This is a genomic window from Vibrio fluvialis (genome assembly GCF_900460245.1).
Classification (GTDB): domain Bacteria; phylum Pseudomonadota; class Gammaproteobacteria; order Enterobacterales; family Vibrionaceae; genus Vibrio; species Vibrio fluvialis.
Map to the genome: position 1 here is coordinate 3,070,234 of NZ_UHIP01000001.1, position 13,347 is coordinate 3,083,580.

Annotated in this window: 13 protein-coding genes; 8 read left to right on the forward strand and 5 right to left on the reverse strand. The window is 52.7% G+C overall.

Features of this window, described 5'->3' with window-relative positions:
• Nucleotides 1-377: 377 nt before the first annotated feature.
• From DYA43_RS14500 to hemN, 4 genes are all read left to right on the forward strand, one after another.
• Nucleotides 378-1,016 (forward strand): class I SAM-dependent methyltransferase, encoded by a 639-nt coding sequence (locus DYA43_RS14500; RefSeq protein ID WP_020331911.1) that lies wholly within the window; start codon nt 378-380, stop codon nt 1,014-1,016.
• Nucleotides 1,016-1,582, forward strand: coding sequence for a Der GTPase-activating protein YihI (gene yihI / locus DYA43_RS14505; protein ID WP_024373655.1), 567 nt, complete (start codon nt 1,016-1,018; stop codon nt 1,580-1,582). Before DYA43_RS14500 ends, yihI begins: the two co-directional genes overlap by 1 nt.
• A gap of 9 nt (nt 1,583-1,591) precedes the next feature.
• Nucleotides 1,592-2,080, forward strand: a complete 489-nt coding sequence (locus DYA43_RS14510) for a DUF2489 domain-containing protein (protein WP_020331913.1) — start codon at nt 1,592-1,594, stop codon at nt 2,078-2,080.
• A 138-nt stretch (nt 2,081-2,218) separates the two neighbouring features.
• A complete protein-coding gene (hemN, locus tag DYA43_RS14515; RefSeq protein ID WP_020331914.1) occupies nt 2,219-3,607 on the forward strand; it encodes an oxygen-independent coproporphyrinogen III oxidase in 1,389 nt (462 codons plus the stop codon).
• 67 nt (nt 3,608-3,674) lie between these two features.
• Here hemN and DYA43_RS14520 read toward each other — a convergent pair whose 3' ends face one another.
• From DYA43_RS14520 to hemC, 4 genes are read right to left on the reverse strand one after another with little or no spacing between them, the layout of a single operon-like run.
• Nucleotides 3,675-4,856 carry a heme biosynthesis protein HemY gene (locus DYA43_RS14520; RefSeq protein WP_055452922.1) on the reverse strand — a complete coding sequence of 394 codons (1,182 nt, stop codon included), beginning with the start codon at nt 4,854-4,856 and terminating at the stop codon, nt 3,675-3,677.
• Nucleotides 4,856-6,073, reverse strand: a complete 1,218-nt coding sequence (locus tag DYA43_RS14525) for a uroporphyrinogen-III C-methyltransferase (RefSeq protein ID WP_055452921.1) — start codon at nt 6,071-6,073, stop codon at nt 4,856-4,858. The genes DYA43_RS14520 and DYA43_RS14525 overlap by 1 nt, the downstream gene beginning before the upstream one ends.
• Nucleotides 6,074-6,091: 18 nt before the next feature.
• Entirely contained in the window at nt 6,092-6,820 is a 729-nt protein-coding gene (locus DYA43_RS14530) for a uroporphyrinogen-III synthase (RefSeq protein WP_061057086.1), read from the reverse strand.
• Nucleotides 6,821-6,823: 3 nt separating this feature from the next.
• Nucleotides 6,824-7,762: a hydroxymethylbilane synthase gene (gene hemC / locus DYA43_RS14535; protein ID WP_020331918.1), complete on the reverse strand. Its 939-nt coding sequence runs from the start codon at nt 7,760-7,762 to the stop codon at nt 6,824-6,826.
• 351 nt (nt 7,763-8,113) lie between these two features.
• Between hemC and DYA43_RS14540 the strand changes: the two genes are divergently transcribed.
• Nucleotides 8,114-10,642, forward strand: coding sequence for a class I adenylate cyclase (locus DYA43_RS14540; RefSeq protein ID WP_061057087.1), 2,529 nt, complete (start codon nt 8,114-8,116; stop codon nt 10,640-10,642).
• A 64-nt stretch (nt 10,643-10,706) separates the two neighbouring features.
• Here DYA43_RS14540 and cyaY read toward each other — a convergent pair whose 3' ends face one another.
• Entirely contained in the window at nt 10,707-11,021 is a 315-nt protein-coding gene (cyaY, locus tag DYA43_RS14545) for an iron donor protein CyaY (RefSeq protein ID WP_020331920.1), read from the reverse strand.
• Between the two features lie 75 nt (nt 11,022-11,096).
• On the opposite strand from cyaY, the gene lptM reads away from it, so the two are divergent.
• Genes lptM through dapF form a run of 3 tightly spaced genes read left to right on the forward strand, consistent with a single transcriptional unit; the run spans nt 11,097 to nt 13,339 of the window.
• Complete coding sequence (gene lptM / locus DYA43_RS23335; RefSeq protein ID WP_020433066.1) at nt 11,097-11,213, forward strand: LPS translocon maturation chaperone LptM; 117 nt, start codon at nt 11,097-11,099, stop codon at nt 11,211-11,213.
• A 30-nt stretch (nt 11,214-11,243) separates the two neighbouring features.
• Nucleotides 11,244-12,497 (forward strand): diaminopimelate decarboxylase, encoded by a 1,254-nt coding sequence (gene lysA / locus DYA43_RS14555; protein ID WP_020331922.1) that lies wholly within the window; start codon nt 11,244-11,246, stop codon nt 12,495-12,497.
• Between the two features lie 11 nt (nt 12,498-12,508).
• Nucleotides 12,509-13,339: a diaminopimelate epimerase gene (gene dapF, locus DYA43_RS14560; RefSeq protein ID WP_020331923.1), complete on the forward strand. Its 831-nt coding sequence runs from the start codon at nt 12,509-12,511 to the stop codon at nt 13,337-13,339.
• The last annotated feature ends 8 nt before the right edge of the window (nt 13,340-13,347 follow it).

A 13,347-nucleotide genomic window follows, 5' to 3' on the forward strand; every position in this document is an offset into this window, starting at 1 on the left:
GGGATAACGGTTTCCAGGATGGGAGCCGGGATAGGGATGGTCAACTGGTCTAAAGGTGTAGACAGTGACAAGGATTCAGGCAACGGATTCGCCCAGCTACAGGACGTAACAACGGACAGCCAAAACTCATCAGGACGATGACAAACCACACTTTTTGGCAGGGAAAGCTCGAAAAACAAAGGGACTCTTGGTGCACCGATTGAGTGCGACCCAGTTTTGTCACGTTCTGTGACCACTTAGAAAGCGATAGGGAAACCTATCGCTTTTTTTATCTTTGACGGCTTTTTTTGCAAAATCGCTGAGATTTTGTACGATCACTCTCCACTCTCCAGCCAGTTTCTGGTATGTTTCGCATCCCCCGTTGGAAGGATGTCAGAATGCACTCATGCCCTTTATGTCACAGTGACGATATACACGCTTACTATGAAGACGCGCATCGTGCTTATCTGCAATGTCAGCCTTGCCAACTGGTGTTCGTTAATCCTGAACATCGACTGAGTGCGCAACGCGAAAAAGCGTTTTACGACCTGCACGAGAATGACCCGAATGATGCCGGCTATCGCCGCTTTTTATCTCGTGTGTGTACGCCTATGCTTGAAAGAGTAGCACCGCACTCACAAGGGTTAGATTTTGGTTGCGGCCCTGGCCCGACGCTCTCTCTGATGCTGGAAGAAGCCGGCCATCAGGTGGCGCTGTATGATATTTTCTATCATCCGAACGAACAGGCGTTGGCAACCACTTACGATTTTATGACTGCCACGGAAGTGATTGAGCATCTGCACGATCCGCACCGAGTGTGGCAGCAATGGTTAAATTTAGTTAAGCCGGGTGGCTGGATTGGTCTGATGACCAAGATGGTCAAAGACGTGGACGCGTTCGCGACATGGCACTACAAAAACGATCTCACCCACGTGATCTTTTTCAGTCGCCACACGTTTGAATATCTGGCAGAGCGGGATCAGCTCGAACTTGAATTTATAGGCAATGATGTAATTTTACTGAGGAAGCCCCAGTAATGTCTCGAGAAAAGAAATCCAAAACCGGTATCAATGGCGATCTGGTTTTTGCACGCAAACACAACCGTACTTCTGGTGAACTGGAAGGACGCCTGCGTAAGAAAGCGAAAAAACGTAAAGGTCTGAAAACGGGCAGCCGTCATTCAGAAGGTTCGGAAGTCGCTGAACGTAAGGCTGCGCAGCAACGCGATCCGCGTTTGGGCAGTAAGAAGCAAATCCCACTGATCGTGGATGCACCGAAGAAGCTGAACAAGCAAGAACGCCGCATCTCAGCAGAGAAAGAGCTGGCGATGCTGGAAAATGACGCGCAGCTGAACGTGTTGCTGGATCGTATCGACAACGGTGAAAAACTGGGTGCCGGTCTGCAGAAATACGTGGACGAGAAACTGGATCGCATTGAAGTTCTGATGAATCAACTGGGTCTGTTTGAAGACGCAGAAGAGCCAGAAGAAGAGGAAGCCATCGCGCCACAGCCACAAGCTAAAGCAACCAAAGGCAAGGCGAAAACCGATGACGACCTGCTGTCTCAGTTTGAAAATCTCGATCTGAACGATTACAAAGGATAAGGTGCCACAATGAATGTAACCCTATTAGCGATAGCTGGAGCTGTGATTATTCTGGGCTTAGCGGCCTACGCGGGTTACCTTTTGTTGCAACTGAAAAAGCAAAAGGAGCTGCAACAGCAGCACCAGGCGTTGGCGATCGAAAAGCGCAATGCGAACATTTTCGAGAACGTCAACATTCTGTGCATGGCCGGAATTCAAGGGCAGTGTGATTTGTCGGAAATCAGCATCCGCGTCTACTGCATCATGGATTACGTACAGGGCGAGAACCGCGTTGATTTTGACCGTGAGTACCCGGCAACGGCCGAGTTGTACCATATTGTCAAAGACATGCCGCGTGGTGAGGCCCGCCAGCAGATGGTGAAGAAGGAGCGTATGCAACACAACCTGATTCGCCAGAAAGCAGAAACCCGCCTCAACGACGCCATCGTCGAAGAGTTAAAAGCGCTGCAGAAACGCGTTCAGCCACTGAACAACCAAATTGCCATCCAAATGGTATAAGTGACACTCCCTCTTTCGAGTGAGTGATCACGCTAGCAGTTTCGAACATTTTGTTCGCAAATCCTATTTTTGCCACCCGACGTGTCAAAGTCGTGTGGCAAAATAGCCCGTCAAAGATTGAAAACGGAAAGAGTTACTATGTCGTCGCAAGTCGTACCCAGTCAGCAGATCGTTTGGGATCAAGCCATTTTAGACAAGTACAACTACTCGGGGCCGCGTTACACTTCCTATCCGACCGCTGTGGAGTTTCATGAAGCGTTCACCATTGCGGATTACGATATGGCGTGTACCCAGTACCCTGAGCGACCGTTATCGCTCTATATTCACATTCCGTTCTGTCACAAGCTTTGCTATTACTGTGGCTGCAACAAAGTCATCACCCGTCATTCGCACAAAGCCGACGAATACCTAGATGTTCTGGAACATGAAATTCGCCAGCGTGCATCGCTGCTGGTGGGGCGTCATGTGACTCAATTGCATTTTGGCGGCGGCACCCCGACGTTTCTGACCAACAAGCAGATCAGCCGTCTGATGACGCTGCTGCGTGAAGAGTTCCAGTTCGAAGCGGATGCGGAAATCAGTATCGAAGTCGACCCACGCGAGATTCAGCTCGATGTGTTGGATCACCTGCGCAGCGAAGGTTTTAACCGCCTGAGTATCGGCGTGCAGGATTTCGATAAAGAAGTGCAGAAATTGGTGAACCGCGAGCAGGATGAGCAGTTTATTATCGACTTGGTCGCGCGCGCGAAAACCTTGGGTTTTCGCTCCACCAACCTTGACCTGATTTACGGCCTGCCTAAGCAGACGCTGGCAACTTTCAGTCAAACTCTGGCTCAGGTGCTGGAGATGAAACCGGGTCGTTTGTCGGTATTTAACTACGCGCACATGCCGCAACTGTTTGCCGCACAACGTAAAATCAAAGACGAAGACCTGCCCGCGCCAGAAGAGAAAATGGCGATTCTGCAATACACCATCAACACGCTGACGGATGCGGGTTATCAGTTTATCGGTATGGACCACTTTGCCTTACCGGATGATGAACTGGCGGTGGCGCAGCGTAATGGCGTGCTGCACCGCAACTTCCAGGGCTACACCACCCAAGGCGAGTGTGATTTAGTCGGCTTTGGGGTTTCGGCGATTTCGATGATTGGCGATGCCTACGCGCAGAACCAGAAAGAGCTGAAAAAATACTACGCTCAGGTCAACGAAATGCGTCACGCGCTGTGGAAAGGGGTGTCGCTCGACAGCGATGACCTGCTGCGCCGTGAAGTGATTAAGCAACTGATCTGTAACTTTAAACTCGATAAGAGTGCGATTGAGCGCCAGTTCCGAGTGCGTTTCAATGACTACTTCCGCCAAGATTTGGCGCTGCTGCAAACCTTTATCGACGATGAGCTGGTCACGGTCGATGAGCGGCACATCAGTGTGACGTTGCGTGGCCGCTTGCTGATCCGCAACATCTGTATGTGCTTTGACAAATACCTGCGCGATCGCGCGCGTCAGCAGCAGTTCTCACGCGTGATTTAAGCACGACTCAGCATGAAAAAAGCCAGCATCTCTGCTGGCTTTTTTGTTATGCGGTGCGCGTTAAAACTTACGCCGATTCCAGTAGCGACAACGCTTTGCGCGTCACTTCGTGAGCGGCTTTGGTCAGGTTCTGTTTTTCTAACGCATCGGCCAGATAGGCGTAATCCGACACGCTCGAGCGCAGTGACAAGGCTTTTTCCAGATGCTGCTGCGCATCGGCCCATTGCTGCTCACGCAGATAGAACTGGCCCAAGGCGCTGTGCGCCTCGGCATTGTTGCCATCGCGGTTGAGCGCATCTTTAAGCAGCACAATCGCCGGATGACGGTCACTGATGTTGAGTTCCGGCAACAATGCGTAGAGTTCTGGCGATGGGCGTTTTTTCAGGCTCTCTTTGATCAGGGTGAAGGCTTCGTAGTCGGCTTTGCGCGAAATCAGCTGGCGAATCAGGCTGAGTTCCAGCTGAGCTTCTGCTTTCAGTTTACGTGGTAAGCTGTTCCAGTGCGCAATCAATCCTTCGCTGCCTTTCTGGCTGGCAATGGTTTCCATCACCCCTTGCTGGGCAGTGAGTGCCAGCTTATCGGCTTCATCCTGCGTCATGCGTTTGGCTTTGACCAGTTTTGGCAGCAGATCCAGCAGCGGTTGCCACTGTTTAAGCTGAGTGTAAGTCTGTTTGAGCAGATTGAGCACAATCGTATTATTCGGATGCTCAGCTTGCAGTGCGCTTAGCGTGCTCAGCGCGGCTTGCAGTTCGCCATCACTTAATTGCTGTTTGGCACGAGTCAGTTCTACCGCCAATGCCGCATTTTCCTGCTGCGCGGCGAGCGCCAGGTAACGGTCGCGTTTGGCGCGATCGCCCATTCCATTTGCGGCTTCAGACGCTACCAGATAGCACAGCAGCGGCATGTCATGGTGATTGGCCCAGCGCGTGACTTTCTTCTCCGCCTGTTTCCAGTCACCTTCCAGTAGTTTGATGATCGCTTCGTTGGTGTAACGACGCGAGCGGCGCAGCTTACGTACGCTGAACCAGTTCCAAGTATTGGAGCTGGCGTAAATCAGTTTTTTCAGCAGATATTCCAGCGCGAACAAACCCGCCAGAGCGCCAATCACAAAAATCACCAGCGTGGTGACGCTCATTTCAATGGTGTGGCTGGCGACTGAGATCAGCACGTAACCCTGCTGGCCGGCATATTGTGTGCCAGCAAACAGGCCTAAGCCTAATACGGCAAACAGAAACAGTAAACGGACCATCAGTTAGCCTCCGTTGTCATCGAGCTGACCGAGCGGCGCAGACGTTCAGTGATCACATCCGCCAGTTGCTTCTGGGTTTCCAGCTTGACCGGATATTCAACCTGCACCTGCTGCTTCGCCAGTTGCTCCAGTGTCTGGTTGAAGGTTTTCACACGGTTGTCACTTTGATTGAAGAACGACTTCGACCATTGATCGGCGGTGGTGAGTGAGACGGTGTAGATTTCCTGCTGCTCGGTATAGACCGACTTGATCGCCGTTTCCAGTTTGGCTTTGAGGTTTTCTTTGAGATAGAAATGTTGCTGCGGTGACAGCAGCGGTACGACGTTGCCATCGCGGGTACGGAAAGTGATGAAGTTGTCGGCGAAGTCTTTCAGCGATGTCATCAGGTTCTGTTGCCAGTTGTTGATGTCTTCTGAAACCGCTTGCTCGGTTTCCTGCGGCGCATCTGGCAGAATGGCGTTGGCCAGCGGTAGGTGATCAACTTGCTGTTGCAGGCTGGTCAGACGCAGTACCAGACCGTCACGATCCAGCAGAGGAATCGCTTTGAGTGTCGTGATGTCGTTCGCCATGGCTTTGCGCAACGGTGTCAGACTGGGGTCGTTTAATGCGGCGATGCGCTGGTCGGCGCTTTCCATCAGCTGGGTTGCGCTGTCGACATCGTGCTCAAGGAACAGTTTACGTCCGGCAAGCTTAACCAGGTAATCGGCTTCGGCCAGCAGCCAGTCGTTCGGGCGGCGGCCTTTCATGTCCGCTACGGCCAGTTGCAGGCTTTCAATGCTCTTTTGCTGCTGGGCCAGCACCACTTCGGCGCGGTGAGTCATCTCAGTGGTTTTACTCAGTGCTTCTTGCTTCGTCGCATCGAGTTGTTCGTTGATGCTGCTACGCGTCTGTTCGAGTTCGGCGCGCAGCGCTTGGATCTGCGCCTGGTATTCGGCTTGTTGTTGCTGGCTGTGCAGCGTCAGGCCTCCGCCAAACAGCACGGCCAGCACGATAGCGATGGTGCCGAGTTTGACACCGCGCTTACCTTGTTTCTCTTCAAAAACCGGTGTGGAGTCTGGCTGACTCTGAGGTTTAGCTTCAGTGTTGGTTGGCGCCGCCATTGTGCTGTCAGTAGCAGAGGCTTTGTCCGTTTTATCTTGGGGAGTGTTATCGGCAGCAGGGACAGATTTTGGTTGTTGTTCAGGTTCCTGCTGAGGATTGTTGTTTTTACTTGTCATTGCTAAGAGTCCTGTGTGTTAGGGCTGGAGAGCCGCCACTAAATCTGGGTTCGCCGCACTTCCTGTAGTCACGATAGTTTGAAATCCCAAGGCTTTGGCATCGTGGGCGATTCGGTCACTGGGAACCAGTAATTTCAGACCAAGCACCCAGCTCAGGCTGGATGCGGTCAGTTGCGAAACAAAAAACATCAGTTGATGGCTGCTGGTGATCACCAGCGTATCTACGCCAGCTTGCTGCCAGGCAGCGACGCAGGTATCACCGGCAAATGGCAGATCAACCCGCTGATACACTTCGCGATAACAGACGCGCGCGCCACGTTCGACCAGCGTGTCGAAAATCAGTTCACGCCCGCCGTTGCCACGTAAGATGGTGATGGATTTTCCCTGCACCGAGTGCAGTTCAGGCAGAGCCAGTAAATGTTCGCTGTCGCTGACGTCCGGGTAGTGTACTGGTTGCGCAGAAAGTTTGCTTAAAACGTGTGCAGTTTTTTGACCAACGGCAAGGTAAATAGCTGAAGTTGGCCACAAAGATCGCTCAGATTGCAAAAACTGGTGGGTAAATGTCACCGCATGCTGACTGACGGCAACTAGTATATCGCAGTGATAAAGGTCGGGAAGTAGCAGAGGCAGGTCGGCACCTGCCTCGATGGCGATGAGCGGATGGTGGAGGGCATCAATACCAAGTTGTGTCAGCTGCTGACACAACTCCTGTCCCTGCGCATCGGGGCGCGTCACCAATACGGCCATGGCTTATTCGTGCTCGGCGTACAACTTGGTCAGAATGTCGCGCGCGCCGTTGGCCAGCAGTTGATTGGCCAGTTCGACACCCAGACGTTCGGCATCCTGACGCGGGCCGCGGATTTCGCCACGCACAATGTGGGAACCGTCCGGCTCGCCGACCAGCGCACGCAGCCACAAATCGTCGCCTTCCAGCAGCGCGTAGCTGCCAATCGGCACCTGACAACCGCCTTCCAGCGTCAGGTTCATTGCGCGCTCACACAGCACGCGATCGGTGGTTTCAGCATGGCTTAGCGGTGCCAGTAGTTCGCGCAGGCGCGCATCATCCAGACGGCACTCAATGCCGACCGCGCCTTGTCCGACCGCTGGCAGCGACTGCTCTGGTTCAATAAAGCTGCGAATACGCTGCTCCAGTTTCAGACGTTTGAGACCCGCTGCGGCGAGAATGATGGCATCAAATTCGCCCGCATCGAGTTTGCCCAAACGAGTACCGACGTTGCCGCGCAGCTCTTTGATCACCAGATCAGGGCGCGCTTCTTTCAGCTGGCACTGGCGGCGCAAGCTACAGGTACCGACGATGGCACCATGTGGAAGCTCATCCAGTGATGCATACGTATTGGAGACAAACGCATCACGCGGATCTTCGCGTTCACAAATGGTCACCAGGCCAAGGCCTTCCGGGAAATCGACTGGCACGTCTTTCATTGAGTGCACCGCTAAGTCTGCGCGGCCTTCCAGCATCGCCACTTCCAGTTCTTTGACGAACAGGCCTTTTCCGCCGACTTTCGCCAGTGGGGTGTCGAGAATCACGTCGCCACGGGTCACCATCGTTACCAGTTCCACTTCGAGCCCGGGATGGGCAGCCTGCAGCGCGTCTTTTACATAATGCGCCTGCCATAGGGCGAGTGGGCTTTGACGAGTGGCAATTCGAATGGGGGTGGTAGAGGTCATGATATTCCCGTTAGACAGTCAATAATGGCCTCATCCTATCATTAAGGGTGGGGAAATTCTCACTCCAAGATCACCGTGATGCTGGTTTGATGGACGATTCACACTGATCACGCAAAATAGTGTGACTAGGTTCTCGTTTGTAAACTGAGCTATTATTACAAAGCAACCGTTAGCGCCGACACTATGGCGGGCCGGAAATCTGCGTCTTCTGGCTCTACGACTTTGGTGTGACATGGTGTGCAGATAGCTTTACCAACACAAATTAAAGTGTTAAATTGATCACGTTTTGTTGGCGCATTCGCGTAAAACATAACCAAAACGCGCATTTATGTTTCAACCAAGGAATCCACCTTGCAGGCTTACACAACGACCTTAATACAGAGACTGGATAAGCTGAACCGGCAACGCACTGAGCGTGCGCTGGCGCTTATGGATTTACAAGGTCAGCGTGTTTTCCATCTGATCCCCGCACTGTTTCATTACAACCACCCGTTAATTCCCGGTTATTTTGCCGACGATGTTCCGCATGGCGTACACCAATTTGAGTTGAACGAGATTCAGCAACAGATGGTCGATGATACCGAGCTGGCACTGAATCAGGCATTGGCAACGGCCGCACATCCGCAAATTCTCGGTTTGTATACCATGGGCAGTACCTCATCGATTGGCCAGAGTACGTCGAGCGATCTCGATATCTGGGTGTGTGTCGATGCAACTATGGGGTGTGATGCGCGTGAACGTCTCGGCAACAAGTGTTTGCTGATCACCGACTGGGCGAAAAGCCAGGGGGTGGAAGCGAATTTCTTTATTATGGATGAACAGCGTTTCCGCCATAAGCAGTCAGACGAAATGACGGGCGAGAACTGCGGTTCTTCTCAGCATTTGTTGCTGCTCGATGAGTTCTACCGTTCTGCGGTGCGACTGGCGGGTAAACGTCTGCTGTGGCAAATTGTGCCGCCTGAAATGGAAGAGTGCTACGACGAATACGTTAAGCAGCTGTGTGCCAATGAGTACATCAACTGCTGCGAATGGATCGACTTTGGTCGTCTGAATCGCATACCGGCCGAAGAGTACTTCGGTGCCAACTTGTGGCAGCTATACAAGAGTATCGACTCACCGTACAAATCGGTGTTGAAAGCGACTCTGCTCGAAGCGTATTCGTGGGAGTACCCGCACACTCAACTATTAAGTATCGATACCAAGCGTCGTTTCTTTGCTCATGAGCCTGATCTCTACAGCATGGACGCCTACTATCTGATGCTGGCGAAAGTGACCTGTTATCTGGAACGCATCGGCGATCATGCCCGCCTCGATCTGGTGCGTCGCTGTTTCTACCTCAAAACCCACGAAAAACTCTCACGTGAGCCGGGTGTTGGTTCGGTGGCTTGGCGCCGTGAAGCGCTGAGCGACATGAGCAAAACCTGGAACTGGGGAGCGGACGTGATTGAGGAACTCGACAACCGCCGCAACTGGAAAGTTGAGCAGGTGAAAGGCGTGCACCACGCGCTGTTGGACGCACTGATGCTCAGCTACCGCAACCTGATTCAGTTCGCACGCCGCAACGACATTACCTCGGCGATCAGCCCGCAGGATATCTCGATTCTGGCGCGTAAACTGTATGCCGCGTTTGAGGTACTGCCGGGTAAAGTCACGCTGCTTAATCCACAGATTTCTCCCGACCTGCATGAGCCGGATCTGACCTTCATCGAAGTGTGTCAGGGCCGTACAAACAGAGCGGGCTGGTATCTGTATAAGCAGCCGCTGGTGCCGCATCGCATTCTGGGCCAGCCGTATCTTGAGCACAATGAATACCTGAGTAAGCTGGTGGCGTGGGCGTTTTTCAACGGCCTGATCACCGAATCGACGCGTCTGCATTCGGTGGTGCGTGAAGCGCACCTCGACATCGACAAGTTCTATCAGATGGTGAGCGACCTGCGAAACACCTTCTCACTGCACAAACGTCGCCCGACCATGTCGGCGCTGGCGAGTCCGTGTGAGATCAGCCAGCTGGCGATGTTCATCAACTTTGAAAATGACCCGACCGCTGAACTGAGTGGTAAGTCGCTCAAAGTGGATCTCAAGAACGTGGATATCTTCAGCTTCGGCGCGGAGCAGCGCTGTCTGGTCGGCAGTGTGGATTTGGTCTATCGCAACTCGTGGCAGGAAGTGCGGACGTTGCACTTTGAAGGCGAAACCGCGATGCTCGACGCGCTGAAAACCGTGTTGGGTAAAATGCATCAGGATGCGTTGCCTCCGGAATCGGTGGATGTGTTCTGCTACAGCAAAAACCTGCGTGGCGTGATGCGTAATCTGGTGTATCAGTTGCTGGCCGAGTGCATTGATTTGCGCCTCAAACCGGTTGAGCAGGAAAAACGCCGCCGCTTTAAAGCACTGCGTATCGGCTCGCAAATGTACGGTCTGTTCTTTGAACGTCGCGGCGTATCGGTGCAGCGTTTGGAAAACTCGGTTGATTTCTACCGCAGTATTTCCAGCAACAAGCTTAAAGGTTCTCCACTGCTGATGCTGGATCGCGAGCAGGATTATCAACTGCCGGACGTGGTGGATGGTTTTGCCAGTGAAGGTTTGGTGCAGTTCTTCTTTGAAGATACCGATAAAGGTTTCAACATTTATGTGCTGGATGAAACCAACCGGGTGGAAGTGTATCACCAGTTCAGTGGTGAAAAAGATGAGATGATTGCCAGTGTCAACAGCTTCTATACCTCGGTACGTGATGACAGCCAGCTGGCGTCGAAGCTGATTAACTTCAATCTGCCGCAGTATTATCAGATCATTCATCCGGAAGAGGGCGGCAGCTATGTTGTGCCGTACCGCAACGACTCAGCGGTGTATTCCAAGCCTTCCAAAGCCGTAAACGCCTGAACCCTGCGTTGATTCAAACCAATAAAAAAGAGCACTTCAAGTGCTCTTTTTGCGTTTTGGGCGATTAAGCCCAGTCGATGCTTTCACCCGCGTGTTTTTCACACTCTTGCTTCACCATCGTAAACAGTTCCATTCCCGTCTTAGAGCAAATCCACTGCTGTTCTTTCCACTGAAAGTGAAAGCCACCGGATTTCGACGCCAGCCAAATCTCTTTCATCGGCTCCTGACGGTTGATGATGATCTGGCTGCCATCATCAAATTCCAGCGTCATCACGTTGCCGGAGGTTTCGAAATCGATGTCCGCGCCGGATTCATCAATGGCTTCTTCGATGATTTGCATCTGGCTGTCGACCAGTTGATGAAATTCAGTCTCGTTCATCCTGTCTATCCTATTGCTTTTCCTGATTGTGGTGCGATTATAGGGGGCATTGATTCAATAATCACGATATGCAAAATGAAAAAGTCCATCACCGCACTGTTTTTACTGTCCCTTCTGACATTGGCAGGCTGCGGTCAAACAGGCCCGCTGTACATGCCTGATGACGCTCAACAGAGTGAACAAAATCAGTAAATTCAAACAATTATATTAAGGGAAAGTATTTTGGATTACTTTAATTATCAGGATGATGGCCAACTTTGGGCGGAAAACGTATCACTGGCTCAATTGGCTGAGGATTATGGCACCCCGCTGTATGTTTATTCACGTGCGACGCTGGAGCGTCACTGGCACGCGTTTGACAAATCGGTCGGCGATCATCCCCATCTGGTGTGTTATGCGGTGAAAGCGAACTCGAACCTGGGTGTGCTCAACACGCTGGCTCGTCTGGGTTCTGGCTTCGATATCGTGTCGGCTGGTGAATTGGAACGTGTGGTGGCGGCGGGCGGTAACCCGGCGAAAGTGGTGTTCTCGGGCGTGGGCAAAACCGCGGCGGAGATGAAACGCGCACTGGAGCTCAATATTAAGTGCTTCAACGTAGAATCAGAACCTGAGCTGGAACGTCTGAACCAGGTGGCAGGCGAAATGGGCGTGAAAGCCCCAATTTCGCTGCGTATTAACCCGGATGTGGATGCCAAAACTCACCCTTATATTTCCACCGGCCTGCGCGACAACAAATTTGGTATCGCGTTTGACCGTGCGCCGGATGTGTACCGTCTGGCACAACGTCTGGAAAACATTTCAATTCACGGTATCGACTGCCACATCGGCTCACAGCTGACGGCGATTGAACCTTTCATTGATGCTACCGACCGCCTGCTGGCACTGATTGACAGCCTGAAAGCGGAAGGCATCAACATCAAACACCTGGATGTGGGTGGCGGTCTGGGGGTGGTGTATCGTGATGAATTACCACCACAACCTTCAGAGTACGCCAAGGCGCTGCTGTCGCGTCTGGCCAACCATCAGGATCTGGAACTGATTTTTGAACCGGGCCGCGCGATTGCCGCTAACGCGGGTGTGCTATTGACCCGAGTCGAATTCCTCAAACACACTGAACACAAAAACTTCGCCATTATTGATGCGGCGATGAATGACCTGATGCGCCCGGCGCTTTATCAGGCATGGCAGGATATCGTGCCGGTTTCTCCGCGCGAAGGTGCTGCGCTGACCTATGATTTAGTCGGGCCTGTGTGTGAAACCGGGGACTTCCTGGGTAAAGACCGTTCACTGGTGCTCAAGCAGGGTGACCTGCTGGCGGTTCGTTCTGCTGGCGCATATGGTTTTGCGATGTCGTCAAACTACAACACCCGTACGCGTGCGGCGGAAGTGATTGTCGACGGTGACAAAACCCACTTAGTGCGTCAACGCGAAGAGCTGTCGAGCCTGTGGGCCCTTGAGAGCCTTCTGCCGGAGTAAAGTGACGCATTATGCATTTCCATTTTTCTAAAATGCACGGTTTGGGTAATGACTTTATGGTCGTGGACTGCATTACCCAGAACGTATTCTTTTCCCCTGAGCTGATCCGCCGCATGGCGGATCGTCATACCGGGGTGGGCTTTGATCAGCTGTTGGTGGTCGAAGCACCTTACGATCCGGAAACGGACTTTCACTACCGCATCTTCAATGCTGACGGCAGTGAAGTGGAGCAGTGCGGCAATGGCGCGCGCTGTTTTGCCCGTTTTGTGCGCATGAAAGGCCTGACCAACAAATACAGCATCAGCGTCAGCACCAAGAAAGGCAAAATGGTGCTCAACGTGGAAGACGATGACCAGATCACCGTCAACATGGGTGTGCCGGAGTTTGAACCGAGCAAAATCCCGTTCCGCGCCAAGCAAGCGGAAAAGACCTACATCATGCGCGTTGAAGAGCAGACGCTGTTCTGTGGCGCGGTCAGCATGGGTAACCCGCACGTGGTGACCGTGGTTGACGATGTCAAAACCGCCAACGTTGAAACGCTGGGTCCGCTGTTGGAATCGCATGAACGTTTCCCTGAACGCGTCAATGCCGGCTTTATGCAGGTGCTCAATCGCAGCGAAGTGAATCTGCGCGTGTATGAACGCGGCGCGGGCGAAACGCAGGCGTGTGGCAGTGGCGCGTGTGCCGCGGTGGCTATCGGCATTGTGCAGGATTTGCTGGATGAGACCGTGACGGTACATTTGCCGGGTGGCGATCTGGAAATCAGCTGGAAAGGTCCGGGCAAACCGCTGTACATGACTGGTCCGGCGACACACGTCTTTGACGGCCAACTCTCTTGCTAATAAGGATT

What these genes read in the sequence shown, in the direction of transcription:
- DYA43_RS14500 (WP_020331911.1), top strand. Translation starts at nt 378, where the DNA reads ATGCACTCATGCCCTTTATGTCACAGTGACGATATACACGCTTACTAT.
- yihI (WP_024373655.1), top strand. Translation starts at nt 1,016, where the DNA reads ATGTCTCGAGAAAAGAAATCCAAAACCGGTATCAATGGCGATCTGGTT.
- DYA43_RS14510 (WP_020331913.1), top strand. Translation starts at nt 1,592, where the DNA reads ATGAATGTAACCCTATTAGCGATAGCTGGAGCTGTGATTATTCTGGGC.
- hemN (WP_020331914.1), top strand. Translation starts at nt 2,219, where the DNA reads ATGTCGTCGCAAGTCGTACCCAGTCAGCAGATCGTTTGGGATCAAGCC.
- DYA43_RS14520 (WP_055452922.1), bottom strand. Translation starts at nt 4,856, where the DNA reads ATGGTCCGTTTACTGTTTCTGTTTGCCGTATTAGGCTTAGGCCTGTTT.
- DYA43_RS14525 (WP_055452921.1), bottom strand. Translation starts at nt 6,073, where the DNA reads ATGACAAGTAAAAACAACAATCCTCAGCAGGAACCTGAACAACAACCA.
- DYA43_RS14530 (WP_061057086.1), bottom strand. Translation starts at nt 6,820, where the DNA reads ATGGCCGTATTGGTGACGCGCCCCGATGCGCAGGGACAGGAGTTGTGT.
- hemC (WP_020331918.1), bottom strand. Translation starts at nt 7,762, where the DNA reads ATGACCTCTACCACCCCCATTCGAATTGCCACTCGTCAAAGCCCACTC.
- cyaY (WP_020331920.1), bottom strand. Translation starts at nt 11,021, where the DNA reads ATGAACGAGACTGAATTTCATCAACTGGTCGACAGCCAGATGCAAATC.
- lptM (WP_020433066.1), top strand. Translation starts at nt 11,097, where the DNA reads ATGAAAAAGTCCATCACCGCACTGTTTTTACTGTCCCTTCTGACATTG.
- dapF (WP_020331923.1), top strand. Translation starts at nt 12,509, where the DNA reads ATGCATTTCCATTTTTCTAAAATGCACGGTTTGGGTAATGACTTTATG.